Source organism: Peribacillus sp. ACCC06369 (assembly GCF_030348945.1).
Taxonomy (GTDB): Bacteria; Bacillota; Bacilli; order Bacillales; family DSM-1321; genus Peribacillus.
The window spans coordinates 64611-90853 of the sequence record NZ_JAUCEN010000001.1 but is presented as its reverse complement, the minus strand read 5'-3'; the positions used below and the strand labels follow the sequence as shown (position 1 = coordinate 90853).

The following is a 26243-nucleotide window of genomic DNA, read 5'->3' as shown; positions in this document are numbered from 1 at the left end:
TATGGATTTAAAAGAAGTTAAGACATTCCAGGCAATTTTAAGGGAAGGGACATTTTCAAAAGCAGCTCAAAAATTAAACTATGCACAATCAACTATAACGAGCCATATACAAAAACTAGAAAATGAAATTGGATTTAAGTTATTCGAACGAGGATGGGAAGCAAAATTAACAGAATCCGGAGAAATTTTCGCTAAGGAGATTCATTCTCTGATTAAACATTGGGATTTTGTTTTAGAGCAATCAAAAGCAATAGAAAAAGAAGAAGTTGGCATAATAAATATCGGGGCAATTGAAACAGCAGCAACGGTTTTGCCATCTATTATAAGCCAGTTTCGGGAAATAAAACCTAATGTGACTTGTAATATTACTGTAGGAAATACAGACACTCTAATAAATCTTTTAGATAGTGGTATGATCGACTTTGCAATAGGTGGAAAACCGTACAAAGAAAATGGATATTCATTCATCCATTTATATGATGAAGAAATATCCGTAATATGTTCCAAAAAATATTATCAAGATCCTATTACCATCCAATCGTTGCATGATATAACTGAATACCCTGTTTTTATTGGTGGGGAAAATTGTTTATACTATACAAAGTTTGAAGAAGAGCTTTCACATTTAGAGTCGAAACCCTTTTATTACACAGTTAGTCAGATACTATCCATACCTTTATATATTCATAACTTTCCTTCCATTGGTGTAGTCTTATCATCTTCAAAGCTTTCTGATAATATCGTTAAAGTGCCCTTAGAATTGAAGAATCCTTTCATTCCTATTGGGATAATACAAAAGAAGGATAATAAGTACCTTTCTAATATAAAGAAGTTATTCCTAGACTTAATAAGAGATTCATTTGATAGGGAATAGAATATATATAATGGGCTAACGTGTGAGTTGTTGAGTAAAAAAAATAAAATCGATTCCTTATAAATAGAAGGAATCGGTTTTTTAGGTTAGAATTTGCTTAGCGTACGAAATTTCCGAGATGTTGGCACCCCTCAAAGAAATCGAACCAACATCGTTAGTGGATTAACCATTATTTTCACTTCATTAATTTCTATAATTGTATCTGCAATAAATCCTGTTATCGTAGGATTCATAACCCTTAATGAACTAAACTGCCCCGATAGTTACATATGACTTATTGTAGAGTTGACATAAATAGTGCAGTAAGGATTAATGTCAAACGGGAAAAAGATTACTTTTTCTTTTCCTTTTCAAGTAAATCAATAATTCTATCAAGCTTTTGTTCGCTACTTTCTGACTTGCTTGGCTGTTTAGTAACGAGAGAACGAACGAGAAAAAACACACCAGAAAATAACCCAAATATAAAAATAAAGAAAACTAGTTGAAATATCATATCACCAATATTCATATTAATTCCTACCTTTACAATTATTGGTGTTAGTGTACCATATTTTTTTACTGCTACAGTTCTTTAACACTACGCTTGTTGAACAAACCTGCCCCGTTAGTTCCATAAAGAAAAAACTACCTTAAAGAACGCTCTGATCTTAAGCTAACGCCACCAGTGTTGCTGGATGGTTCTGGTTTACATTAAACGAACTTATAGGAAGAAAACCCCCGAAACTTTTGATTTTAGGGGTTTTCTTCATTTTTTCTATTTTTGATTATGTAAAAGCTTATTTCTCATAAATAATAGGGACTAGTTCCATCCCCACCTTTTGGGCTGCAATATAGCGTCTGTAACCGTCCTTAAGGATCTTTGTATCCCTATTTATCGTAATGGGTTCATCTAAGCAGCCTGTCCGTTTAACATGATTTAAGACTTGTTGTGTTTTTTCAACACTCGGATGCGAATTTAAAAACTCTTCCGTTATAACAATCTGATTTAGTAAAATAAGCTCTTCTGTTTCATCTGGTTTCATTTTTATTTTCACCCCTATCTGAAGTCTAATTATATTCTTTATTCACCTGTTATAAGACCCATTTAATCAGCTATTCTCACTTTTCTCGTCCTAGGCCCCCATTTGGCAACCTTCTTATGGCGCTAACGCACCGGTTAGTTGATTAAGACTTATTGTAAAGTTGACGCAAACTGTGATGATAGGAGTTCTGTGAAATAGCGTCAATTAAAATAATAATCAAAGAGTTAATGAAATGGAAGAAAACAGGAAGCAGGGATTACGTTTGCGATTGCAGTCGCTAGTTCATAACTTGGAATTTCTAAGGTCATAAACGTTTCCCCACTTTTTTTATGTTTATGAACACCAAAAGAAGAGGCAAGTATAAAACAAGGAAGCACACGCTGTATGGATTGATTATTTTATACAATATATATAAGGAATCGACATCGAAAAAAAATATATTGATAAGTAATATGAGTATGGACATTACCCATAACGGGTACTTTTGCTGAACATTAAATAAGCGCTTATAACCCCTGCTGGCAGCCCACAAAGGAATAACCATGTTGGGTATAATAACGAGGGCCCACCAAGAAATGATTATGTATTCGAACCGTTGAATGAAGGGCAATTCAATAATACTGGTCAATGTTAATGTTGGCCAAATAGTAAGAGCCAACTGTTTTTCTGCATAAAAGACTATCGAACCAAAATATAGTAATAACATCAATAACGTCGTAGCCAAGGCTCCTCCTTGAGCATACTTTTGTGATTTTTCACCATTTTGAATGAATGGATAATACATCAGGATCATTTCAAAACCAATCATCGATAATGAAGCACTTCTAGTTCCTTTCATTATTTCCAATAAAGTATGGTCAAAAATAGGTAGGGAATTTGTAAAATCAGCGTATTTCAAACCATAAAAAGGTACAAATATCAGCCAATATGAAAATATTACAGTTAAAAAGGTAATACCCGTAATGGTTTGGAACCCTCCCGTAATAATATAATAAATCAGGATCAGGAAAACCAAAGCAAATACCCATGAAGGTACCTCTTCAAACATCCAAACATGTAAGACATTTATATAGCCGATTATGACCGTCATTCCAAGGACAAAAAAGTAAAGGATAAATAAGAGACTGAAGAAATTCCCAATCCATTTACCAAATGCATGATTATTAACAGAAATGATATCACCAGGAACAAGACTGAAAATTTTATATATAAGCCAAATTATTATATGAACAATGAGTCCGGCTAGGAGTATGGAAATCCAGCCATCCGTTCCCGTCGCCTTAGCTAAACTTCTTTGAAAACTCAACACGCCTAATCCTGTTTGCAGGGAATGCACTAAAAAAAACACATAGAAAGGCGATACCTTAAACTTATCATTAACACTAGCTTGGTTCATATAGGACCCTCATTTGTATCACTCATATTTCTCATTTTTATAATCTGGCTTTTACAAGTGAAATTTTCAAAAAGATACAAACTTTAAGTACACAGTACGAATAAACGGTGGACACAAGCTGCGATGCTCAATCCAAGAATTAAAAGCCGTTTATCTTAATGAATAAAGAAATACAATAATAATAAGGAAAATAAATATGTAAATTAAGAATATTGTTAACAAGATAGGAAGTTTTTTTATGACTTTAATAATAATCTTCATATTGATAATATGGCCTCTACATTTGAAGTTTATCCAAAAAGGCACAATCGTTAGGAGTACGGCTTCTTGAACTAATCTGCCCCTATAGTTGCATAAGAAACTCCTATGGCGGCGCTCCTCGCCGCCACCATCTACTACGAAAATCTACACTCAAAAATAGAGTCTAACCCATTAACCCCTTGACGATAATGGATGATAACAATACAACCAGGCTGAGCTTTTTTTGGTGGATCTTAAGGAAGATACCCTGTATAAGAAACTGGTTGTGACAGTATGGAAGAACCATTTAGTGTACTGCTAGTACGTATACAAAATTTTTTGTAACAAATCTCCTGTCATATGTATTGTTAATCTTTTTTTGAGGTGATTCTCCTATGGAAGCAATGATTGAACGGTGTGCTGGCCTAGATGTACACCAAGAAACAGTAGTAGCCTGTGTATTATTTGGTCCATTAGATAAAAAGCCAAAAATCTCTATTGAAACGTTTTCGACTACAACAACAGGACTCTTGGCTTTAAGTGATTGGTTAACTACCCTTCAGGTATCCGATGTTGTGATGGAAAGTACCGGAGTCTACTGGAAACCAATATGGAATATACTCGAAGGATCTTTTCACCTTGTTCTGGCCAATGCCAGGCATGTCAAAAATGTTCCAGGGCGTAAAACTGATGTAAAAGATGCCGAATGGCTTGCCAAGCTTCTAAGATGCGGACTTATTGAAAGCAATTTTGTCCCACCAGAGGATATTCGTGATTTACGAGATCTTACTCGTTATCGAAAAAAATTGATTCATCATCGCACATCAGAGCAGAATCGCATTCACAAAATTCTTCAAGATGCTAATATCAAGCTAACATCCGTTCTATCAGACATTTTTGGTGTATAGGGACGCCGTATCCTTGAAGCGATTCTAAATGGTGAAAAAATAGAGACCGATGGTCTTCGAAAAATGGTGGATTGGCGAACAAAAGCAAGTATTACTGACATTGCCCATGCAATTAATGGTCGTATTCGCCGCCATCATCGTGATATGTTGCGTTACCATTGGGAGCATATGGGTTATTTAGAAGAAACCATAGAAGAATTAGAAAAACAAATTGATCAACTCCTGTCCCCTTATCGTAAGGAAGTAGAATTATTGGATGGTATACCTGGTGTGAACAAAGCTGCGGCAGCTACTTTTATTGCGGAGATGGGTGTTGATATGTCCGTATTTAAGTCAGCTAAACATCTTGCCTCTTGGGCTGGTGTGAGTCCTGGAAATTACGAAAGTGCTGGTAAAAAAAAAACGAGTAAAACCACACAAGGAAATAAAGCTTTAAAAACGATGGCCGTAGAATGTGTATTAGCGACATCAAGGCAAAATAATCGAATTGCTTCACATCGAAAAAGGATTACCAAACGGCAAGGAAAAATGAAGGGACGAATCGCTTCTGCCCATTTACTATTAACGATTACTTACAACATCTTAAAAACAGGAGAACCTTATCAAGAACTAGGCTCAAATTACCTTAAAGAAAAACAAAATAACAAAGAATTAAAAATGATCGAATACCTAAAAAAGAAAGGCTATACAATCGCTCCATCTGAACAACAAACTGCATAACCAGTTAAATAACGACATAGTACATTTACCCCCATCAAAAAAAATGAGAATATGGAGGGTTTATTTTAGCATGGCTTTTTTACTATTGTGTTTTCATACAAAAAAGCTGCCTTAAAGACAGCTCCGATCTTCAGCTAACGCACCCGTTAGTTTAAGTACATTTCTTCACCAACTGATTATTTTCAGCTCAAATATTACAGTGAGGCCCCTCCATTAGTAACATAGAAAACAGCTGCCTATAGAGCAACTGTTTAAAAAATAGTTTTTATTTTAATGGTAGGCCTGTATTTGTTTTTTTTAATGTGTTCCACATTTTTATCGATATAATAAATATCAATGCTATTGATACAAAAGTTAAACTTAACCCAACAGTAGATTTTGTAAAACTAACACTAATATAACTATATAAAAGTCTCATCGGTGCATTTGCAATTACTATAGTTAAAATGTAAGTAGAATATTTAATTCCATTAGCAGCCGATAAGAAACATAACATGTCTGCTGGAACTATCGGACAAATCATTCCCAAAGCCAGAAGCTTATAATTATAAGTTTTTATAAGAATGCTTAAATCTTTATGCCTATTCTCCATTAAGTTTTTTACTTTTTTTACAGAAACTTCACTTGAAAAGAAATATATCAGGGTTGCACTCATTACTAATCCAATTGTAGACAATATTGCCCCTTCTATTGGACCGAAGTATACCCCACCAAGAATCATTAAAGGTGTCCCAGGTATAAGAAATAATAATCGAAGTATCCATAACCCAATAAATATAACCAGTGCATATTTTTGATTTTCAGAAAAAAAGTGTTTAATTGTATTTATATCAGTTGGTAATAAATCAAAGTATGCTAAAGCAAAAAAGGATAATAGCCAAATGGCAATAATAGCATATTTTATTTTCAGTTTTCCTCACTCCCCTAAATGTTAACTAGGGAAATTGTAAGAGAAAATAATAAAGAAACACTTCATAAAAATATTAAGATTTCTTAAGATGATACTGTATTAAATGTTAAAACATAAAGGTAATTCCACTTTAAAGACAATCGTGTGATCTTTGTAGTCGACAGATATTATCCCATTATGTAATTCAACGATTCTTTTGGATATGGAAAGTCCCAGTCCAGCCCCATTATTACCCATTCTTGCTTTATCCCCCATAAAAAACCGATCAAATACCTTGTTTATGTCATGACTCGGAGGATTTTCCACTTTATTCAAGATTTCAAAATAGACGGATTTTTCTTCCTTGTGAAGGCTAATATATACTTCTGAAGGTTTATCACTATATTTTATGGCGTTACTAATAAGATTGTCGAATACCCGAACCAACCTCTCTGCGTCCATTAATACTGGAATATTTGTATCTTCGATTGTTTTATTAATGCTTAACTGTTCTCTCTCTAAAATGGGAATATATTCACCTATTACTTGTTCTATTAAATCTCGAATATCAACAACTGTTTTATTTAACTTAAATTCCTGATTGGATAGTCGAGTATATTCAAATAACTCATCAATTAATAATTTAAGTCTATGTGATTTTTGGTATGTTATTTCTAAGTATTCCTGTAACTGCTTTTGGTTTGTGTATTGTTTCCTTTTTAACAGATCTAAATAACCAATAATGGAGGTTAATGGGGTCCGTAAATCATGAGATACATTAGTGATGAGTTCGTTCTTTTCTTGCACTAATTGTCTCTCTTTTTCAAATTTGTCATGTAACTCTTTAGACATGTAATTTATGTTATCCGCAAGCTGAGTCAATTCATTTTTACCTTTCAAATCAATTGTTATCCCCATTTCTCCATTTGCGATTTTTTGAATACTTAGTGAGATCAATTTAAGATAACCTAATTTTTTTCTTATTAAAATTATAAAGGTTCCTATAAACGTTAAAATTGAAAATAAAAAAATGAAGATGGCTAATGAGTAATATACAGATATACTAAGATTATTAGGGGCCTTATTTTCCAAAAAGTAGCCTATAAAACGCGCAAAAGGAATAAAAACGAGTATAGCTACAAGTAGACTGAGTGTAATTGCACCAAGTAATTGAAAGGATAATTTATTTGGAAACTTAACAATCTTCATATTTTATAGCCTACCCCCCAAACTGTTTTGACATATATGGGTCGTTTAGGGTCCTGTTCAATTTTATCCCTTATTTTTGTAATATGGACCATCACATTATTATCCGATTTTAGAAATTCCTCTTTCCAGACCACTTCATATATCTTTTGTACGCTAAGTACAATCCCTTTGTTTCGTGCAAGCAACTCTAAAATGTCAAATTCCTTAGGAGTCAGCCTAACCTCTTGGTTTTGCACATAAACTTGTCTCGTATCCACATTTATTTTTAGTTCTCCTATTTCAATAACATTTTTACTAGCGCTTAAATCAGTATTATATTTATTCGTTCTTCTTAATTGAGACTTTACTCTGGCAATTAATTCTAAAGGATTAAAGGGTTTTGATAAATAATCATCAGCTCCTGACATAAGACCTTGTATTTTATCCATATCTTCAGACTTTGCCGAAAGCATAATAATAGGCATGTTTCTTTCTTCTCTAATTTTCATACAAGCTTGTATTCCATCCATTTTAGGCAGCATAATGTCTAAAATGATCAAATCAACTTCATTTTTTTGTAGAAATTTCATGGCTTCAATAGCGTCTTCAAATTTTTCCGTTACCATACCTTCATTTTCTAAATAAATTCCAACAAGGTTCCTTATCTCTTTATCATCATCAATTATAAGTATGTTAGATTGCATCTAATGTCTCCTTGTTTTTTTCTCGTGGTTCACACCTAAGAATATAAGCTGGAGGGATATTTCTATATTCTCTTTTTAAAGTGATTTTTGAAAAGTACTTTTTCAATAATGGTATTTTAACCTTGGTGTATTGGAATGTTACAAACTCCCCACCTGTTTTTAATACGTTCAAAGTGCTTGATAATATCTTGTTTGATACATTCTGAGGTAAACTCGCAAACGGCAAACCAGAAATAATATAGTCTGCATAAGGAATTTTATATTCATTTAAATAGTGTTGAACATGTTCAGCTGAACCATGTATAACAATAAAGTTCTTTTCATTCCAGAATTTTTTTTTCAGTAAATAATAGAATTCCCTATTGTTTTCAATTAAAACAACAATTGTACTTTGGTTTCTTAGTGCAAGGATCTTTTCTGTAAACACTCCAGTACCTGGGCCATATTCCACAATGTATTTTGCATCCTTAAAGTTAATTTCTTTTATCATTTTATTGCTAAGGTATCTTGAACTAGGTAGGATTGCTCCGACAGTTTTAGGATTGACAATGTATTGATATATAAAAGAAAAATCAAATTTTTTCATGTACTTACTCCTCTAGGTTTGTGATTTATAATCAAATCATAAAAAACAAACCTGAAGAAAAACTCGACAAATACCTTAAGAATTCTTAAGTTTTACAAGTATATCCTTATTTCACTAACCTGCCCCGTTAGTGCCATAAGAAAAGAGCTGCATAAAAGACAGCTCCGATCTTCAGCTAACGCACCCGTTAGTTCATTAAGGCTTGTAGAGTTGACACAAACTGTGAAGTAAAGGTGATGGAGAAATGATGAAATAAAAAATGAAAAAGAAAGAGTATTATATCACTCTTCCTTTTTGTCAATTTTATACTTATCTAACTTTAATGAAATATCTCTAAGTAAAGTGTTTCTTTCCTTTTGAGTTTTGATAAAGCTGATTAAAAACCAAGCAATAAATGCTATTGGAATCAAATAAAATAGTATACCAGTAAGTGCCATGAAGTCTACCCAGTTCATTGTTTCTCTCTCCAATCTTTCTATTGGGAATTATAGCATAAATACCCTAAATGAAATTGTAAAAAAAATTGATGAACAGTTCGACTACACTACTCTTATAAAACAAACCCGCCCCTTTAGTGCCATAAATCGAGTAGGAGGAGGCGCCTAGCCTCCGACCTCTCACACCACCGTACATACCGTTCGGTATACGGCGGTTCAGTTTAAGTCTGACGTAGTTTTGTATATCGTTCATATAGATTTACTAACCCTTGGTGGTGCCAATAAACATTATTAAGGGTTTTGTCTAGAATAGGACTATGCGCTATGCGCCAATAACCCTTTCTGCTATTTCCCCATTCATACGCTTTTCCAAATGGGGCGCCTAATCCTTTGAGTTTCCTCACTCTCGTTCTTGGCAATTTCCATTGCTTCCATAGGCACATCCTGAGTCTTCTTCGAATCCATGAATCTAAATTCTTCAAAACGTTCGGAGTATCAATGAGGGCGAAATAACCCATCCAACCTCTAAGGTATTGCTTTAACTTATTTATTCGGAGTTTCATGGGTTTCGGTAATTTTCTCGAGGTCATTTCCCTGATTCGTTTCTTTACTCTCTTCACCGTTTGTTTAGCCAGTAGAACCTTCGGGTTCTTCTTTGACTTCGTGAAACTAAAACCGAGAAACGTTCTGTTCCAAGGGCGATCATACTTCGACTTCTCGTAGTTGACCTTTAGCTTCAGTTTATTTTCAATGAAGCTTGAGATATTTCCCATTGCACGTTTGGCGGCTTTTCGTGTCTTCACAAAGATAGTACTGTCATCCGCATACCTTACGAATCGAAGATTGCGTTTCTCTAGTTCTTTATCTAAATCGTCTAACATGATATTAGATAATAAAGGACTTAACGGACCTCCTTGCGGAGTTCCCTCCTCACTTTTATGAAAAAGTCCGCCTATCATAATGCCTGCTTGAAGGAATCTACGAATCAGTTTGAGAACTCGTTTATCTTCAATTTTCCGCTCTAACATTCCCATGAGCTTGTCATGATTCACTTTATCGAAGAACTTCTCCAAGTCCATATCCACTACCCATGTATAACCTTCGGTTATATAGGACTTTGCCTTTCGAACCGCCTGGTGCCCTTGTTTGTTAGGGCGAAAACCATAGCTATTCTCCGAAAAGGTTGAGTCATATATCCTGGTTAATATTTGGGCAATGGCTTGTTGAATGAAACGGTCTAGAACGGTTGGAATACCCAATAGCCGAACTCCGCCGTTTGGTTTCGGGATTTCGATACGACGGACGGGCTTCGGTTGATAGGTACCCTGTAAAAGGGCAGTTTTCATGTTGTACCATTCGGTTGCGAGGTGCGGTCTCAGGTTTTGAACCGGCATTCCATCTACACCATGGCTTCCCTTATTTCTTTCTACACGCTTCAATGCCTGTATTAAGTTTTCCCTCTCTAGTATCTGTTCCATTAACATCGTTGATATCCTTTCTACGTGGATAAATGGTCTATTTGTGCCTTTATCTGCTCCACCCTTTTGAAGTTCCCCGTGTATTCACCACATCTTCCTTCAAATAAGTTCCGTTAGGAATTGTTTGCTTCTTCGCAGATAACGAACGCCTAGTATTCATCCTCCTTAATCTGTTCGGTCCTTCCTTATCTTCTCGAGTAGACAAGTACTATGACCTCTGCTGACTTCTGATGATTCAGCTGTCCATCACTGGACAGGTTACCAAGTGTACTTGGCTGTCATCAGACCTCCCCGGGTAAGAGTGCAATCTTTCCCTCCATCTATCTGCTTCATTTACTCTGTACCACCTTCGGCAGTAAGGACTTTGTTTTGTTTCGCAAACTCATCCAATGATACCTAGCCTTATATGAAGTTCGTGTTCCTCAGACCGAAGGTTTGCCGCTTGCTTCCTTCAGATTCCACGTCACCGTGGACACCCTTGCATTAAGCTAACCACTACTACTGCCTTCATGGTTCGGGACTTTCACCCTATAGATTGCACCCATGCCGGGCGCACGAAAAAGCTGCCTTAAAGACAGCTCCGATCTTCAGCTAACGCATCCGTTAGTTGAATAAGAAATGATATAATATTCTAAAATTTAAAATTAGGAGTTGTAATATTTATGGATTTTTATATTGTTGATGTATTCGCAGAAGAAAAATATCAAGGTAACCAATTAGCTGTACTTATTCCCTCGAGAACAATATCTACTGAAGAAATGCAAAAGATTGCAAGAGAGATAAACTTTAATGAAACAACATTTATTTTATCTGGCAAACAAGACAACGGAGGATACGATGTTCGAATATTTACTCCTGATGTTGAGGTTCCTTTTGCTGGTCATCCAACATTAGGAACAGCATTTATCATTCAGAAAGTTTTAGAAAACAATGAAAGTAAACAAATAACTCTAAACCTTAAAGTAGGACAAATACCTGTAAATATTGAAGGTGAACAATTAATAATGAAGCAAAACCCACCCGAATTAGGAACGATTATTCCTGATCAAGATATTTTCACCGAAATATTACAGATACCAAATGAAGATATTGATTCCCGTTTTCCAATTCAAATTGTATCAACTGGATTACCAGCAGTAATTGTTCCTCTTTGTTCATTGGATGCTGTAAATCGTTGCAAGATCAATCATAATAATTATCAAAATTTCATTGATAACATTATAAAAGCAAATATCCTTGTCTTTTCTCCTGAAACCAAACTAAAAGAAAATGATTTAAATGTAAGAGTATTTTTAGATGACACAGGATTCCCTGAAGATCCTGCGACTGGAAGTGCAAACGGAAATCTTGCTGGATACCTTATCGCACATAACTTTTTTGAAAGTAAAAATATAACGTACAGAGTTGAACAAGGATTCCAAATGGGAAGACCATCTATTTTAAATATACAAGCTGAAAATTCCCAGAATTCCATTCAAATCCTTGTAGGTGGTAAAGTATTTTTAATCGCAAAAGGAGAATGGTATTAACAAGAAAGTCCAAATTTGGGCTTTTTTTGGATTAAATTTTATAATTTTATTAATAAACTTGCGATTCCCTTCAATAAAAAGCACTCACTACTTATTAAAGGATTCTGCCCCGATAGTCATAATGAACGAAAACGGCTCCCATCGCTTAACGTAGATTGCACTTGGTCATAATGTTACTACCAAAAATAAAAAACCAAGTGTAGAGCTACACACGAAAAGGAGCCTATATTATGAAGGATGTTCAAAAATTTGTTGGTTTAGACGTATCTAAAGATTCAATTGCTGTTGCGATTGCTGATTCTGGTCGTGGTGAACCTAGATTTCATGGAACTATTCAAAATAAACCAGAGGATATTCGCAAATTGATGAAAAAGTTAGGGAAGCCTGAAAGCCTATTAGTATGTTATGAAGCAGGATCTTCTGGGTATGGAATTTATCGATTTCTTCTATCTATGGACATTGATTGTATGGTTGTCGCACCCTCCCTTATTCCAAAGCGATCGGGCGATCGTGTAAAAACAGATAAAAGAGATTCTATTAGATTAGCTCAGCTACTTCGCGCTGGAGAGCTTACTTCTGTATGGGTTCCAGATGAAGATCATGAAGCATTGAGAGACTTAATTCGTGCTCGTCATGATGCTCGTGAGGATTTACAAAGTTCTCGCCAGAGACTTGTTCACTTCTTACTTCGCCATGGAATACGTCCTCCGCAAGGAGTTAGAAATTGGTCCGTAAAACATCGTGAATGGTTAAAACGATTAACATTTGAAAGAGCTTCTCAACGTATTGTTTTTCAAGAATATCTTCATGCAATCAATGAAGTTGAAGATCGTATGAAACGTATCGAAGCTCAAATTCATGAAGAAGCCCTTCAAAGTGAACATGCTCCGGTAATTCAAGCTCTTCAAACATTAAGAGGAGTCGCAGAAGTCACAGCTGTTACTTTGGTAGCTGAAATTGGACAGTTTTCTCGCTTTTCAAACCCAAGACAACTGATGTCCTATGCTGGACTTGTTCCAAAGGAATACTCGAGTGGGTCTAGTCGTTGGCAAGGTTCCATTACGAAAACCGGAAACTCCCAAATTCGTCGTTCCATAGTAGAAGTTTGTTGGTCTTATCGCCATCGACCATCTCTTAAAGGTGAATTGCTTAAACGTCAAGAAGGTCAAGATCCAGAGGCAAAACGTATTGCTTGGAAAGCTCAACACCGTCTTCATATGAAATATCATCGCATCTCTGCTAAAGGAAAAGGTGGAAAAGTAGCTGTTGTTGCAGTAGCCAGAGAATTACTTGGTTTTATTTGGGCTATCGGTTGTGCCATTGAGGATAAGCAAGTAAGTGTATCGAATGTTGCTTAAGTAGATCGAAAGTAAGATTATGTAATAAATGATTTTATCGAATCATAATTTTGTGATTTAGAATTGAAGATTTGGCTCGAAGGCAAACCCCCGGGAAGGAGAACCCTCATGTGCAACTATGCACTAGGTCTAGGAACTGAACGTGCGCCGTTAGTCCGAGGCAGCTCCGTGACGGATGGAGTGAAATGTGGTAACCAACCCACGCATATCAGTTTGTATACCACCGTCAACGTTTTTGCCTTCGTGCCAAGTTTTTAAGGTTATCCTTGTTCAACTTTTAGAATTGTATCCATTTCGATTTAGCTTATCAAGGGAAAGTACGCCCTTGACAAGCTAAATCCGAAAGGATATTTGGTTTATAAGTTGAACAAGGAATAACTCTATTCATAGCTGAATGAAACACCATTTAAAAACATTTGGGTGTGGTGGGTTGACAGTTTCGTTCATATCAGTTGCATAAAGAAAGAGCTGCCTTAAAGACAGCTCAGATCTTCAGCTAAAGCACCCGTTAGTTTTATAAGAAAAGCGAAACTTCTTCAAGAATCGCACCCTTTAATTGAAGAATACTTTGCTAATATTAGTTAGTATTGCTGTTAACTAATTGCAAAAATATCAGGTGAAAACTCAATGGTATTGTTGCTTTAAATAAAGTTTGATCAAATTGATACTAATAACCTTGATAAACGAACAAAAAGAAAAAGCGTGTTTTGAAAAAAGATTGATCAAAATACGCTTTTAATATAATTAATGAATCATTCTTTTATTAAAAAAACTTGCCGTAACTTGGTTAATAAAAATAAGAATTACAGTTGCAATCGATTTTATAGATTGGGCTTTATACAAACCCCCTTTATTCACGGAGACTGACATGATTGATAAAACTGGAATTTTAATAAATTTATTTTAATAATGATAATATCATCGCTACAGAATTATCTACAAATGAACGCTCTGGACGAGATTTCATTAACACGGTAAGTCCGATTAATGAAACGACTAGTGTCTGTGCTAAAACTTTAGCATTAAGGCTGCTTTCGAGCTCACCTGAGCGAATACCTCGGACAATCGTTTCTTGAAATATGATCGAAAGATACATCTGATGCTCTCTTGTAAGGATTTCAAATTTTTCATCGTGAGGGGCAAGTTCCACTATTGTATTAATGCAAAAACATCCCTTGTTCGGACTTTCTTTATATTCCTCTTCCACCAAATCTTCAAAAAATGTGTGAAATGCTTCCTTTACAGATAGATTGTTTTGAAGTTTTGTTCGAATATGGGAAGCATGTAGCTTTGTATATTTGCGTAATGCAGCCTCAAACAATTCCTCTTTATCTCCAAAAGCTGAGTATAAGCTTGGTCGTTGTATCCCCATTTTGGCAGTCAAATCGCTTAGCGAAGTAGCCTTGTACCCCTTCTCCCAAAAAAGCAACATAGCATCATCCAACGCTTTTTCCTCATCAAATTCACGTTGTCGAACCATAATAAATACCTCATTTCAAAAAACAAAATTTCTTCACTAGATAATTAATCTTGTTCTTGATTCTTTTTTATTTGCTCAATGATTCCGAATCTGTCCACTTGAATCCAGTATTCCACTATTTTTCGATCCTCTAATCGGTATACGGCACTACCTATTTCAATAACCTCTTTATTTGTAGGCAGATAATCCTCATACTCTCCAATATGCATTCCTGTCTGCTTCCATCTGACATGAACTTTTTGATTTTGAGAAATTAATTCTTGAATTTCTATTTTAAATTTCCCCCATGAATCTATCATTTCTCTTATATGATCAGCATAATTCTCAGGTGACCTTATAATTGTCACCATGCTTTCTGAATTCACTTGATGTGCTCTTACCTCTTTCGCCATAAAAACCTTAGCTTGTTCGGGAGTGCAACCTGATCTGACAACTTCAAAGAAGCTTTTTATAATCTGTTCGTTTGTCTGTAGGAATTTTGGAGCTGGTGAATCGCCCCCAGATATTTCAGTTAATTCGTTATTCCCCGGTAATTGATTCAATTCATCTAATGTCCTTTCCTTATCAATTTGCCGAATTCGTGTCATGGATAATTAATCCTCCTTTTAATTACCAATCGGTATATTATGATTTTATTTAATTAAAGTCCTATTGTCAAATTGTGATGATTCTTTCAAGAACAGCATTCAGCTAACTGAATAACTTACTTGACATCAAAACGTTTTGTTGGTTATCCTTATTAGGAATTATTTTATACCGAACGATATATTATACTGTTAAGTACAAAAAGGGGATGTAAGTAATGGTAAAGGTGAAGGTTAAAGAAAAAACAACAATTAAAGTTGAAGATCATGATACGAAAACGGATCAATTACAAATAGTATCCGGATCAACCATGACTCGCTATATGGCACTATTGTTTGCAACAGCCTGTGGGATGGCTGTCGCCAACATATACTATGCACAACCGTTGCTAGACTCACTGGCGACCGAGTTCGGTATCTCCCATTCATCCATCGGCATTGTCATTACCATTACTCAGCTTTGTTACGCGCTAGGACTGCTACTGCTGGTACCGCTCGGTGATCTACTGAATCGACGTCGGCTAATCGTGGGTCAGATGCTTTTATCCGTGTTGTCTCTGATTGTGGTTGGCATCGCCCCCATCATCACAGTGCTGTTCACGGGGTTAGCTGCGGTCGGACTGCTTGCTGTGGTGACTCAGGTGCTCGTAGCGTTCGCATCGACTTTGGCTGCCCCAGCCGAGCGTGGACGTATAGTCGGCTTGGTGCAAAGTGGAGTCGTGATCGGCATTCTGCTCGCACGAACAGTCGCTGGTGTACTAACCGATCTCGCCGGTTGGCGTTCGGTCTATCTAGTTTCTGCCGCCATGATGCTCATCATGACTGGCGTGTTGTTCCGAGTACTCCCGCGTGATGAAAGCGAAAGAGAGTCACTATCCTATCCGCAGCTGCTTCGTTCGGTGCTCACATTGTTCATCCAAGAACGAATCCTACGCATCCGCGGAGTACTGGCTCTGCTGATTTTTACCGCGTTTAGTACATTGTGGACTTCGCTGGTGCTACCTCTCAGTGCTCCACCATACTCTCTTTCACATACCGCTATTGGAGCGTTTGGTCTTGCTGGAGTTGCCGGAGCATTAGCTGCTGCTCGTGCTGGGGGTCTGGCTGATCGAGGTTTAGGGCAGCGAACAACCTGCATAGCCCTAGTTTTATTGCTAGCATCATGGTTTCTAATCAGCTTTACCGAACACTCACTGATCGCATTAGTCATTGGCGTTATCTTTCTTGACCTGGCTGTGCAAGCAGTACATGTCACCAATCAGAGTATGATTTTCACAGTGCGTCCTGAGGCGAGAAGCCGACTTACTGCTGCTTACATGATTTTTTATTCCATCGGCAGTGCCATGGGTTCAATTGTTTCAACTAATATATACGCAAACTATGGATGGATCGGAGTATGTCTATTTGGTGCCTCTGTCAGCGCTTTGGCCCTTTTGTATTGGGTAATAACCTACCGTCTAACGGAGCAGATTAGAGAGAAATAATACCGATTTTTATGTTGGTTTGAAATTTTTCAAGACCTAAAATCATACAAAGTTACAAAAAGGGGTGATACATATTAGTCATGTATAATATGTATCACCCTTTTACTTCTTGTTCAACAAACAGACGCTTATATACAGAGTTTTTTCAAAGCAGTGCAGCTTTATTTCAAATATACACTTATTCAATTAAATGGCCCAATTGTTGAATAACAGCACTCTTCAACTATCCTGCCCCTTTAGTTTAATAAAAAAAGCCGGCTGGGATAGCAGCCGGCTCTTTTACTCTTGCACCCTTTAATTGAAGTATATTATTTCACAAACTTTATTGTAGTAAAAAACGATCGTCACCCGAAGAGTCGTACTCATTCTCTATAATGTTAATCTATTTGTTGTTAGAGTATGCCTGAGCAATAACTTTTGCAGCCTTAGCGATGAGTTCATCATTAAAGCTTGCTTTCTCTTCATTGCGACTTGACATGATCGCTATAATAATCGGTTCTCGATTTGGTGGCCACACAATCGCTATATCATTTCGAGTTCCATAGCCACCGGCTCCGCTCTTATCTCCAACCTCCCAACTTTCTGGTACACCAGCTCGAATGAGGGAATCACCTGTAGTATTCCCTTTTAGCCAATTTGTGAAAATTTCTTGCTTATCGTTAGGAAGGTACTCACTGATTCCAAACACCTCAAGGGTAGTTGCAAGTGCTTTAGGGGTACTGGTATCCCGTGATTCCCCTGGAATAGCTCCGTTCAAATCGGGTTCAATACGGTCAGCCATTGTGATAGTATCGCCACTTTCTCGTAACGCCTTTTCAAATCCATCTGGTCCGCCTAATTCTTCGAACAGAAGATTACCTGCTGTATTATCACTATACTGCATCGCTGCTTCAGCTATTTTTCCGAGACTCATCCCTTTGTTCACAAAGTCTTCTGTAATCGGAGAATAGGTAACAATATCTTCATTGGTGAATGTCCTTATTTCCTCAAGCATTGATATCGGATTTTGCTTTAACAAAACAGCAGCGGCTAGGGCTTTGAATGTAGATGTGTACGCAAAACGTTCGTTCTCACGAAATTCCACGGTTTCTTTTGTTCCTGTATCAATGGCATAGACCCCAAGCCTCGCATCATATTCCTTCTCAAGTTGTTCAAACTTATCAATTGTGGTTTCTTTTGCCGTTATATTTTCTGACGTTTGATTAGTTCCCCCCGTATGCTCTGTTTCTGATTGTTGTACAACCTGTTTTTTCTCATCTGAGCAGCCTGCAACCATAAGCACCAAGCCTATTGGTGCTAGTATTTGATAAAACCATCTTTTGTTCATGATGTAAACCTCCTAATTATTTGATTAGACTCTTATGTACGAATTGAAAAAACAACCTCATGCAAGGAGTTTTTACAGATTACATTTGTAGTCTGATTACATCTGTAGTATAGTATTACATATGTAATCAAATAAAGTCAATTCTTTATTTTTTAACCATCAAGCTACTATAAATATGCTATATACCTGTTTTTTAAAATTTAAAAATCCAGAGAGTTGGTATTGAAGGACATGTTTTTAACACATTTTATAATAGGTCTATTGGTGTCTTCATTTTCCGTTACTGTTATTCTACTTATACGAAAATGGTTTGGAAGACAATTAACCGCAAAATGGTACTATCATTTGTGGATGTTTCTTTTTATGGCTTTAGCACTTCCATTCATACCTACTGATTTATATAATTTTAGTTCTCTCTTTAGCGGTGGGGATGCATATCAGACTAATGCACCTAGCTCTACTAAGGAAATAAATGGTACTGATATGATGCAGGGCCTACACCTGATACAAGACTTTTCTTTATCGGTCAATCGGCCGGACCTGTCCTTACTTAATATGGGAGTAATGGGTTTATGGATGTCAGGGATGCTTTTATTTACCTTTACTATGGTTCGTGGATGGCTCACACTTAGAAGGATAAAGAATTATTCTTCTGCGTTTTCCAATCAAGAAGTTCTCGTACTTTTCGAAGAATGCAAGAAAAGACTACAGATTAAAAAATCAATAAAGATTGTTATTTCGAAAAGAGTCCAATCTCCAATGATATTCGGACTTTTTCAAACATATATCGTCTTACCATCTCAACATGAAAACTGGCTTAGCTTGAAAAATTACGAGTATATTTTTCTTCATGAACTGAGTCATTATAAAAACAAGGATTTGGTGACAAATTACGCGATATTGTTCTATCAAATCATTTATTGGTTTAATCCCCTTGTCTGGCTTGCTTTTAGAAAAATGAGATTGGATCGGGAAATCGCATGTGATACATCTGTTTTACAGTTACTAGATGATAATTCATTTAGTGAATATGGAAATACAATCATTAATTTTTTGGATCTTTCAAAACGGTCAAGTAAGCTACTGTTAGTGACACAATTAAACGGTTCTAAGCTTCAAATCAAAAAACGAATTGAACAAATTTCTGCCTATAAGCATTCCGAAAAAAAATCAATAAGAAAAAGCGTCTTTATTTATGTGTTGGCCAGTATCATTTTGACAATCCAATTACCTTTCGTTTCCGCATTAGCGACGGAAAACGACCGATACTATTTTAATAATGACGGAGCAGTTTATGAGGATTTAAATCAATTCTTTAAAGGGTATGAAGGAAGCTTTGTTTTATATGATCATAACGCACAGCAATATCGCATTTATAATGAAGAGAAAAGTACGTTGCGGGTATCACCTGATTCCACATACAAAATCTATAGTGCCTTATTTGCACTAGAATCAAATGTGATATCACCCGAAGAATCCACCCTTTCATGGGATGGGACGGAGCAACCCTATGACGCTTGGAAAATGGATCAGGATGTCTCATCTGCTTTGCAAAAATCTGTAAACTGGTATTTCCAAGAATTAGATCGTAGAACAGGATTTGAAACAATACAATCCAATCTACAAGAGATAAACTATGGAAATTCCGATATATCTGGGGAATTTGGCGAATTCTGGAACGAATCCTCATTAAAAATTTCTCCAATCGAGCAAGTCCAACTGCTGCAAGCCTTTTATAACAATCAATTGGGATATAAGGAAACGCATATCCAAACTGTGAAGGAAGCACTACTCTTAGAAAAGAATGAAGAAGCTCGCCTATCAGGAAAAACAGGTACAGGAGCAGTGAATGGAAAAAGCATCAATGGTTGGTTTATCGGGTATGTAGAGACGAAGAACAATACTTATTTCTTTGCTACCAATATACAAAATGAAGATGATTCATCTGGAAGCAAGGCGGGAGAAATTACTTTATCAATTTTAAAAGATTTAGGAATCTATAAAGAAAATGGAGGGGAGAAATATGGAGAAAAACATTCCTAGTATATCAGAATCAGAATGGGAAATCATGAATGTGCTTTGGGATAAAGCCCCTCAAACAGCGAATGACATCATATTTTCCTTACAGGAGAGTACCGATTGGAAGCCGAAAACCATACGCACTCTTCTCGATCGATTGGTTCAAAAAGATGTAGTAGATGTCAATAAAAATCTAAGAGTTTACACCTTTTACCCGCTCTATACACAGGAAGAGTGCCAGCGTGCCGAGACCGAATCATTTATCAACCGTATCTATGGAGGTACCCTGAAATCCATGCTTGTCCAATTCATTCAGGAAGATACCCTAACTGATGATGATATAAATGAACTACGCTTTATTTTAAATAAGAAACCTAAAAAGTAATATTTAAAAAGTCGATTTGGAATGTTTCCAAATCGTTTTTTTTCGGTCGAAATCGAAATAGCGGAGACATATTTGTCATGTAATTATCGCTTTCTTGCTCAGATTAAAAAAGAATTGCTTTCTTCTCTGTAAATACTACGCCCGTTAGTCATAAACTAAAAAACAATTGTAGATCTATACACGAAAGGAGCCAATAACTATGAAGGATGTATTTATTCAACTAACGCACCTATTCAGTTAAGAATTTTCTATTTCGAATTTATGTAATAAACCAGATTATCAGTCCATTCACCAAATTAATATCTGTCCTTGTCCATATTGTGGAACACCTTCAGAACGATACTGAACGCAAAAAAGCGTATTATATACGCTTTCTTTGGCTCTGGTTCCCCTTATTTAGGCTTTTCAGCAATTGCATAAAGAAATTTTATAGTCTTTTTCAATTATATTAGTAAGTTTTTTTAATTCCTTGCTGTACTCCAATGCTTGATATCTTTCTTCATTCTTTTTTTCATCACAACATTGTATACACATCGAAATTTTAAGTAAATCAATGTTAAACTGGTTGTATTTACCGAATTTTTTGTCAATATTAGATGATTAATTACCAGATCAGGGTTCATTTAAAACAAATCCTATCCGGTGTATTTAGACAATATGCTCGATTTAGGTATTATTCTTCCAAGTTCCTTGACTCCAAATACCGCTCCAACTTCCTTTTAACCCGTTGAAGTGCATTATCGACCGTCTTTATTTGAACATTAAGTTTCTTTGATATTTCATAATAAGTTTGTCCTTCCAGGTATAAGTCCACAACTCTACTTTCCAACTCACTAAGGACTTCCGCTAAATTTAGTTCAATATCAGAAATTTCTTCTGATTTTATTAGGATTGTGACAGGGTCGATTTGTCTCTGTTCAGGGATTATTTCAATTAGGGATTGTTCCGACTCTCCTTGATAGATAGGCCTATACAATGAAACATAATTATTTAACGGAGAATGCTTTTGGCAAATAGCGGCTTTAACAGCCGTTATGATTTGTCTGGTAATGCACAGCTCCGCAAATGACCTAAAAGACGATTTTTTGCAGTCCTTATAGTCGCGAATGGCCTTAAATAGTCCAATCATACCCTCTTGAAAGACGTCTTCCTTATCTCCACCCGTTAAAAAATAATTCATAGCTTTGGATTGGACAACACATCTGTATTTTTTGATTAAATAGTTCAGTGCATCTTCATCCCCATTTTGTATTTTTCCAACCAACATTACATCTTCCATATGAGTATAGTTTTCCACTCGGTTCTTCTCGATGATTACACTCATTTAATTTCCCCCACTCACTAAGTTGAGCACCGACATAAAAGTTGCATTATCACTTCAATGTATTAAAGACCATACAATATAATAATATCTCAGAAATGACGATAAAGATATTCGCAAATATCGACATTTTCCTACAAAAAAACCTATAGTTATTCCTATTAAAAAGTACTGCTCTAAAACTAATTCCACGTAACGTATAATCAATTGATTGCATTTACACCTATAAAAGGATGATCAGAGGTAAGAAAAGGAGATAATGAACAATTAGAGTATAATAGTAGGGAGTTTAGCAGTTATTGCAATTAGATTTACATTGGGAAAAAGGCATTTTTCTTAGCAGAATTTTTTTAGATTCATAAGAAAGCTTGATGCGATCAAAAAAAAAATCCAGATCTATGATGATCTGGATTTTTTAATTCCGATTGGTTTTTTTTCGATTACGCTTTATAATGACTATCCATTCCTTTACCTTACTTATGTTGAATAATTAATGCTTACTTTTGGAAGATTCATCTTAATTTATTTTCATTATTTTTATCTGGAAACAATAGAGAGAAAACAATTCCAAAGATTGTTTTTTTAGAGGTGTACCTATCCAGATTATTCTACTAATTAATCCAGACACTATTGTAGCCACAACACCTAATTGAAGATCGCTCGCGATGCAAGGCAATTTATTAACATCTTACATTTTTGCGTTTGAATCCAAGCTGCCCTTTATCTACTGCCTTTTGAATACTTTCGGAAGCTAGTGGGAAACTGCTTTTTTTCTTGTCCCGTTTGAACTCTACTGGGCCTACTGCCTTTGCGGTCTCGACCGCCTTATCATGTAGCGGCAAATATGAAATCCCCACTGTGTATATAAAATTATTCATAGCGTATTTAGTTCGTTCTGGAGAATCGTGAATCATATTTCCCACATTTTCAAGCATATTAACAATCTTGCTTTCGGAAAATTCACTGTCCGGGCGATTGCCCAATAGCCAGCAGTAGCAACTCCATCCCGCTGACATTCTCAGCTCTTCACCGCTTGCGATCCATTTATCGGCAACGTCTTGTGCAATATTTGTTTCAGCTAAAGTTACTGCAACCACATAATCGGACAGCATATAAAAATACGCCGCATCCATCCAACGCTCAAAATCCGCCTCTTCCATTGCTTTTGGGTCTGCAATTATGCCTGCAAAGTACATTGCGTCGTAGTTTCCTGTGGCGTAAAGCTGATCAGCCAAAAGTTGATTGTTTTTTATTTTCTTGGCGATTGGCTTCATAGCGCCTGTAGCCACGCCAAAAAGCGGCTCGTGCGCACCATTGGATTCGTAAATTTTCTTGGTTCGTTCCTTGCCGAGAGCTTCAAGCTCCTGCATAACAATTTGTAAATTCATCGTTTAACACTTCCTTATTTTTGGAGGTTTTTCCCTCTTAAGATTTAAGCCCATCAAATCCATCCCCATTATCCTACTCGAAGGACAAATGCAAATGGGATAGTTATTTGATTATCGACGATAATTTTTGCTCGACCCATTTACTGATACTAATCCCTTCTTGTTCAGCTAAATCAGAAATCGTTTCTAACAAATTATTAGGTAATTCAAAACTAGTTTTTCTATTTGGACTACGTAATATCAAAGTATCATCTTCATGGTGCATTTCTCCATTGGTTAAATACGGTAAGATATCAGCAATACTAATCATCTCTGGCATTAACGGTCTTTCCCCTGCCCGAATGAAGAGTAAAACTGAACTATCTTGCTCTCTCATTCTTACGTTTTCAACACCCCAGTTTTTATATAAATAGTCAATGAAGGGATAAAATACAACTTCGTTTTTTGGTACCTGAAGCTCAACATAGCCCTTATAATCCAAAGTAGGTTGGTGGATCGAGTATGATGGCTTTAATGCATAATTTTTAACTCCTTCTTCATACGTCAACCACATTTGGATATTGGGTAGGTAGAAACCAAATACATTATCTTCATTACGAACCACACGTGCCTCTGGTATTTTAGTTGAATGAAATCTTTGATACAAAACAATGTCATTTTTTGAATCATAATATTCATATTTTTTTGGTCGCTGTGTTTCAGATGGTTTGAGTGATTTCTCTGCTTCATGATAGGCTGTTTCCGAAATTACATAAGTGATTCTTTCATCACCATAAGGGACGGCATTAGCTTTTATCGAACCATCCTGTATATACTTATAAACACTTTGTACAGATAATCCCAATTTCTTTGCAACATCATTTGGACTCATACCTGTAGGTAAAGATTGCTTTTCATACACTAATCGATCCACTTCCGCTTTTCCATAACGTGCCTCTTTATGTAATCGATGTGGATCCAGAATTTTAATGATTTTCTTCTGTTTTCCATAATGATAGACAGTTGCCTTGGATACTCCTAATAAATCAGCTACTTCTTTTTGTGTATACCATTCCACTTTATCCCCCTCCCATCCTTCTTGATTAACCGTTAATTTTATTGGAAAATCTCGTTGGTTCCCATTCGTCAATTCCTCATGATACAAGACTGCTACCGCCTGGCCAAATTTCACACGATATTGGAGACGTGGGTGTTCGATTACTTCCAAAATCACTCCTTCTTTTTTTTCAAATTGTTTATAGTAGTAAAAACTCTCTGCGTCTTCTTCTTCCGTACATGATTGAAGAACATAAACAGATTCCCCAATTTCATAGGATGTAGTTTGTGTGTGTTTTTCATGGTTTAGTTTATTCATTATTTGTCTAGTTACCTTTCATATCTTATCTTTAATTGTTATATGTCTATCTCATGATTAACTATTTATTTCATATATCTATCATAATATATAATATTGATTTAAATAAGTATAATTTTAGATTTATCTTATATTTACCATTATAAATTTATTATTTAAATCCTACATTATTATTATAATTTTCGAATCTAGTTATATAGTTAATTAGGGCTTACCTAAATAAATATAGAATTTATTTAGGTTATACATAATTATTTAACTCTAGTAATTTGTTATAATGTAAGTAATGTTAATGAAAAGGTACGTACTACATATATAGTTTATCTTATTAATAGGTGCATTATAAAAGTGAGGTTACAGGGATGCATGAACTGGTAGAGAAAACGAAAGAGCTTCAGAATAGTGCTTGGAAAAAAAGTTTGTCAGAAATTTCTATCCACACTTTACAAGAACGATTAGATACGACAGAAATAAATGGAGAACATCCTTTTTCGGATTTTAGCGATATAGAGATGCTACAGTGGTTTCTACAACGACGAGAGCATTTAAAACGGCAACACGAAAAATCCACCCGCACCGTCCAAGCCTATGAGCGGGAACTCATTCAATTTATTGAACAATTGCTCACTTATTCGGTAGAAATCAATGTAGACTTTGAAAAAGTTGCGGACGGTTCCCTCTTTAAATCTCTATCTACCCGGCACATTCGAAGATATCAAGAATGGTTATCAGAAAAAAGCCCCTATGTTTTAAAAAAAGGAGCTTATTCTGTTGCCACATTATCCAGAAAGACAACCATCATTAAGAATTTTTTGACATTCCTGTTCGAATCAGGCTATATCACGGAGCCAATTCATGAAGGTTTCTTTAAGATCAATATTCGTAAAGATGATCGGCCGAACCGTGATTTGGGACCGAAGGAAGTCATTCAGCTACTTGATTATTTCAGGGAAATCAACCACCCCATCGTTTTTTCGATCATTCATATCCTTACGATGACAGGCATGCGCAATGAAGAGTTTACAAGACTCCGAGTCAAGGATCTTCAATATGATTCCATTACCAGCACGTATTATTTAGAGGTCCTAGGTAAAGGAAATAAAAGAAGGCAAATACCATTGAAGAAAAAAGGAATGAATAGTATTCGAATGTTCCGTTCAGCTAGAGGAATCGACGATATAGAAGCAGCGGAAGGAGACGACCCGCTCTTTACGACCAATACAGGCCGTGCTTACTCTCCCTCTTATTTATCTCAATATCTAACAAAAGCCATTAAGGAGAGTGGCTTGCCTTTTTTGAAGTTTCGTTCCTCTTCCATTGGTCCTCATACTTTCAGACATGCTTTTGCCATCATTTCTCACTTAAATGGAGTGGATGTCTATCAGATTATGAAGAGTCTGGGCCATGAGCAGCTCTCCACTACAGAGATTTATTTGGAGAAGGTTTTTGAAAAGGAACGACATGCGATTCATTTGTGGAAATCAGATGTGTTTGGGGAGTATATATAATAGAAGAAAGTCGTCATAATTAGAGAAGTTTTTGCTGAATTTTGGACTCAAATCAATGGTCTGC

Annotated in this window: 24 protein-coding genes; 9 read left to right on the top strand and 15 right to left on the bottom strand. The window is 35.9% G+C overall.

Annotated elements, in window-relative coordinates:
• The first annotated feature begins 1 nt into the window (after window position 1).
• Window positions 2-874, top strand: a complete 873-nt coding sequence (locus QUF78_RS00420) for a LysR family transcriptional regulator (protein ID WP_289323205.1) — start codon at window positions 2-4, stop codon at window positions 872-874.
• A 331-nt stretch (window positions 875-1205) separates the two neighbouring features.
• Here the strand turns inward: QUF78_RS00420 and QUF78_RS00415 are convergent, their stop codons facing one another.
• The 3 genes from QUF78_RS00415 to QUF78_RS00405 form a co-directional block, all read right to left on the bottom strand.
• Complete coding sequence (locus QUF78_RS00415; protein ID WP_289323204.1) at window positions 1206-1382, bottom strand: DUF4083 family protein; 177 nt, start codon at window positions 1380-1382, stop codon at window positions 1206-1208.
• Window positions 1383-1650: 268 nt separating this feature from the next.
• Window positions 1651-1896 (bottom strand): ParB N-terminal domain-containing protein, encoded by a 246-nt coding sequence (locus QUF78_RS00410; RefSeq protein ID WP_289323203.1) that lies wholly within the window; start codon window positions 1894-1896, stop codon window positions 1651-1653.
• 304 nt (window positions 1897-2200) lie between these two features.
• On the bottom strand, window positions 2201-3292 hold the full coding sequence (locus QUF78_RS00405) for a GerAB/ArcD/ProY family transporter (protein WP_289323202.1): 1092 nt from the start codon (window positions 3290-3292) through the stop codon (window positions 2201-2203).
• Window positions 3293-3927: 635 nt separating this feature from the next.
• Here QUF78_RS00405 and QUF78_RS00400 point away from each other — a divergent pair.
• Both QUF78_RS00400 and QUF78_RS00395 read left to right on the top strand, forming a co-directional pair.
• The gene (locus QUF78_RS00400) at window positions 3928-4440 is read left to right on the top strand and encodes an IS110 family transposase (protein ID WP_289323201.1); all 513 of its coding nucleotides are present in this window, start codon (window positions 3928-3930) and stop codon (window positions 4438-4440) included.
• A gap of 63 nt (window positions 4441-4503) precedes the next feature.
• Complete coding sequence (locus QUF78_RS00395) at window positions 4504-5160, top strand: transposase (protein ID WP_289323200.1); 657 nt, start codon at window positions 4504-4506, stop codon at window positions 5158-5160.
• A gap of 265 nt (window positions 5161-5425) precedes the next feature.
• On the opposite strand, the gene QUF78_RS00390 is transcribed toward QUF78_RS00395, so the two are convergent.
• From QUF78_RS00390 to ltrA, 6 genes are all read right to left on the bottom strand, one after another.
• A complete protein-coding gene (locus QUF78_RS00390; protein WP_289323258.1) occupies window positions 5426-5899 on the bottom strand; it encodes a TVP38/TMEM64 family protein in 474 nt (157 codons plus the stop codon).
• A 270-nt stretch (window positions 5900-6169) separates the two neighbouring features.
• Window positions 6170-7258 carry a HAMP domain-containing sensor histidine kinase gene (locus tag QUF78_RS00385; RefSeq protein WP_289323199.1) on the bottom strand — a complete coding sequence of 363 codons (1089 nt, stop codon included), beginning with the start codon at window positions 7256-7258 and terminating at the stop codon, window positions 6170-6172.
• Window positions 7255-7941 (bottom strand): response regulator transcription factor, encoded by a 687-nt coding sequence (locus QUF78_RS00380; protein ID WP_289323198.1) that lies wholly within the window; start codon window positions 7939-7941, stop codon window positions 7255-7257. Before QUF78_RS00380 ends, QUF78_RS00385 begins: the two co-directional genes overlap by 4 nt.
• Window positions 7931-8527, bottom strand: coding sequence for a class I SAM-dependent methyltransferase (locus tag QUF78_RS00375; protein WP_289323197.1), 597 nt, complete (start codon window positions 8525-8527; stop codon window positions 7931-7933). Before QUF78_RS00375 ends, QUF78_RS00380 begins: the two co-directional genes overlap by 11 nt.
• Window positions 8528-8808: 281 nt before the next feature.
• Window positions 8809-8982: a hypothetical protein gene (locus QUF78_RS00370; RefSeq protein ID WP_289323196.1), complete on the bottom strand. Its 174-nt coding sequence runs from the start codon at window positions 8980-8982 to the stop codon at window positions 8809-8811.
• A 203-nt stretch (window positions 8983-9185) separates the two neighbouring features.
• Complete coding sequence (ltrA, locus tag QUF78_RS00365; protein ID WP_289323195.1) at window positions 9186-10448, bottom strand: group II intron reverse transcriptase/maturase; 1263 nt, start codon at window positions 10446-10448, stop codon at window positions 9186-9188.
• Window positions 10449-11104: 656 nt separating this feature from the next.
• Here ltrA and QUF78_RS00360 point away from each other — a divergent pair.
• The gene (locus tag QUF78_RS00360; protein WP_289323194.1) at window positions 11105-11971 is read left to right on the top strand and encodes a PhzF family phenazine biosynthesis protein; all 867 of its coding nucleotides are present in this window, start codon (window positions 11105-11107) and stop codon (window positions 11969-11971) included.
• A gap of 230 nt (window positions 11972-12201) precedes the next feature.
• Window positions 12202-13329, top strand: coding sequence for an IS110 family RNA-guided transposase (locus QUF78_RS00355; protein WP_034306249.1), 1128 nt, complete (start codon window positions 12202-12204; stop codon window positions 13327-13329).
• 898 nt (window positions 13330-14227) lie between these two features.
• Here the strand turns inward: QUF78_RS00355 and QUF78_RS00350 are convergent.
• Window positions 14228-14809, bottom strand: a complete 582-nt coding sequence (locus tag QUF78_RS00350; protein WP_289323193.1) for a TetR/AcrR family transcriptional regulator — start codon at window positions 14807-14809, stop codon at window positions 14228-14230.
• A gap of 44 nt (window positions 14810-14853) precedes the next feature.
• Entirely contained in the window at window positions 14854-15396 is a 543-nt protein-coding gene (locus QUF78_RS00345) for an ester cyclase (RefSeq protein WP_483313817.1), read from the bottom strand.
• Window positions 15397-15704: 308 nt separating this feature from the next.
• Here QUF78_RS00345 and QUF78_RS00340 point away from each other — a divergent pair, with 308 nt between their 5' ends.
• Complete coding sequence (locus QUF78_RS00340) at window positions 15705-16877, top strand: MFS transporter (protein WP_289323256.1); 1173 nt, start codon at window positions 15705-15707, stop codon at window positions 16875-16877.
• 382 nt (window positions 16878-17259) lie between these two features.
• Here the strand turns inward: QUF78_RS00340 and bla are convergent, their stop codons facing one another.
• Window positions 17260-18204, bottom strand: coding sequence for a class A beta-lactamase (bla, locus tag QUF78_RS00335; protein ID WP_289323192.1), 945 nt, complete (start codon window positions 18202-18204; stop codon window positions 17260-17262).
• 231 nt (window positions 18205-18435) lie between these two features.
• On the opposite strand from bla, the gene QUF78_RS00330 reads away from it, so the two are divergent.
• Together QUF78_RS00330 and blaI are read left to right on the top strand one after the other, a co-directional pair.
• Window positions 18436-20247, top strand: a complete 1812-nt coding sequence (locus QUF78_RS00330) for a BlaR1 family beta-lactam sensor/signal transducer (RefSeq protein ID WP_289323255.1) — start codon at window positions 18436-18438, stop codon at window positions 20245-20247.
• Window positions 20228-20608, top strand: a complete 381-nt coding sequence (gene blaI, locus QUF78_RS00325; protein WP_289323191.1) for a penicillinase repressor BlaI — start codon at window positions 20228-20230, stop codon at window positions 20606-20608. Before QUF78_RS00330 ends, blaI begins: the two co-directional genes overlap by 20 nt.
• 673 nt (window positions 20609-21281) lie before the next feature.
• On the opposite strand, the gene sigH is transcribed toward blaI, so the two are convergent.
• From sigH to QUF78_RS00310, 3 genes are all read right to left on the bottom strand, one after another.
• Window positions 21282-21932, bottom strand: a complete 651-nt coding sequence (gene sigH, locus QUF78_RS00320; RefSeq protein ID WP_289323190.1) for an RNA polymerase sporulation sigma factor SigH — start codon at window positions 21930-21932, stop codon at window positions 21282-21284.
• Window positions 21933-22609: 677 nt separating this feature from the next.
• Window positions 22610-23317, bottom strand: a complete 708-nt coding sequence (locus tag QUF78_RS00315) for a DNA alkylation repair protein (protein ID WP_289323189.1) — start codon at window positions 23315-23317, stop codon at window positions 22610-22612.
• Window positions 23318-23420: 103 nt separating this feature from the next.
• Complete coding sequence (locus tag QUF78_RS00310) at window positions 23421-24671, bottom strand: helix-turn-helix domain-containing protein (RefSeq protein WP_289323188.1); 1251 nt, start codon at window positions 24669-24671, stop codon at window positions 23421-23423.
• A gap of 362 nt (window positions 24672-25033) precedes the next feature.
• On the opposite strand from QUF78_RS00310, the gene QUF78_RS00305 reads away from it, so the two are divergent.
• Entirely contained in the window at window positions 25034-26179 is a 1146-nt protein-coding gene (locus tag QUF78_RS00305; protein ID WP_289323187.1) for a tyrosine-type recombinase/integrase, read from the top strand.
• Window positions 26180-26243 lie beyond the last annotated feature (64 nt).

Bases quoted from the DNA above. Each gene is read 5' to 3' on its own strand.
- QUF78_RS00400 (WP_289323201.1), top strand. From the start codon at position 3,928: ATGGAAGCAATGATTGAACGGTGTGCTGGCCTAGATGTACACCAAGAA.
- QUF78_RS00340 (WP_289323256.1), top strand. From the start codon at position 15,705: ATGACTCGCTATATGGCACTATTGTTTGCAACAGCCTGTGGGATGGCT.
- QUF78_RS00405 (WP_289323202.1), bottom strand. From the start codon at position 3,292: ATGAACCAAGCTAGTGTTAATGATAAGTTTAAGGTATCGCCTTTCTAT.
- QUF78_RS00375 (WP_289323197.1), bottom strand. From the start codon at position 8,527: ATGAAAAAATTTGATTTTTCTTTTATATATCAATACATTGTCAATCCT.
- QUF78_RS00350 (WP_289323193.1), bottom strand. From the start codon at position 14,809: ATGGTTCGACAACGTGAATTTGATGAGGAAAAAGCGTTGGATGATGCT.
- QUF78_RS00305 (WP_289323187.1), top strand. From the start codon at position 25,034: ATGCATGAACTGGTAGAGAAAACGAAAGAGCTTCAGAATAGTGCTTGG.
- QUF78_RS00410 (WP_289323203.1), bottom strand. From the start codon at position 1,896: ATGAAACCAGATGAAACAGAAGAGCTTATTTTACTAAATCAGATTGTT.
- ltrA (WP_289323195.1), bottom strand. From the start codon at position 10,448: ATGTTAATGGAACAGATACTAGAGAGGGAAAACTTAATACAGGCATTG.
- QUF78_RS00355 (WP_034306249.1), top strand. From the start codon at position 12,202: ATGAAGGATGTTCAAAAATTTGTTGGTTTAGACGTATCTAAAGATTCA.
- QUF78_RS00315 (WP_289323189.1), bottom strand. From the start codon at position 23,317: ATGAATTTACAAATTGTTATGCAGGAGCTTGAAGCTCTCGGCAAGGAA.
- QUF78_RS00385 (WP_289323199.1), bottom strand. From the start codon at position 7,258: ATGAAGATTGTTAAGTTTCCAAATAAATTATCCTTTCAATTACTTGGT.
- QUF78_RS00380 (WP_289323198.1), bottom strand. From the start codon at position 7,941: ATGCAATCTAACATACTTATAATTGATGATGATAAAGAGATAAGGAAC.
- QUF78_RS00395 (WP_289323200.1), top strand. From the start codon at position 4,504: ATGGTGGATTGGCGAACAAAAGCAAGTATTACTGACATTGCCCATGCA.
- QUF78_RS00345 (WP_483313817.1), bottom strand. From the start codon at position 15,396: ATGACACGAATTCGGCAAATTGATAAGGAAAGGACATTAGATGAATTG.
- QUF78_RS00420 (WP_289323205.1), top strand. From the start codon at position 2: ATGGATTTAAAAGAAGTTAAGACATTCCAGGCAATTTTAAGGGAAGGG.
- QUF78_RS00310 (WP_289323188.1), bottom strand. From the start codon at position 24,671: ATGAATAAACTAAACCATGAAAAACACACACAAACTACATCCTATGAA.
- QUF78_RS00360 (WP_289323194.1), top strand. From the start codon at position 11,105: ATGGATTTTTATATTGTTGATGTATTCGCAGAAGAAAAATATCAAGGT.
- QUF78_RS00370 (WP_289323196.1), bottom strand. From the start codon at position 8,982: ATGAACTGGGTAGACTTCATGGCACTTACTGGTATACTATTTTATTTG.
- QUF78_RS00415 (WP_289323204.1), bottom strand. From the start codon at position 1,382: ATGAATATTGGTGATATGATATTTCAACTAGTTTTCTTTATTTTTATA.
- blaI (WP_289323191.1), top strand. From the start codon at position 20,228: ATGGAGAAAAACATTCCTAGTATATCAGAATCAGAATGGGAAATCATG.
- QUF78_RS00330 (WP_289323255.1), top strand. From the start codon at position 18,436: ATGTTTTTAACACATTTTATAATAGGTCTATTGGTGTCTTCATTTTCC.
- bla (WP_289323192.1), bottom strand. From the start codon at position 18,204: ATGAACAAAAGATGGTTTTATCAAATACTAGCACCAATAGGCTTGGTG.
- sigH (WP_289323190.1), bottom strand. From the start codon at position 21,932: ATGAGTGTAATCATCGAGAAGAACCGAGTGGAAAACTATACTCATATG.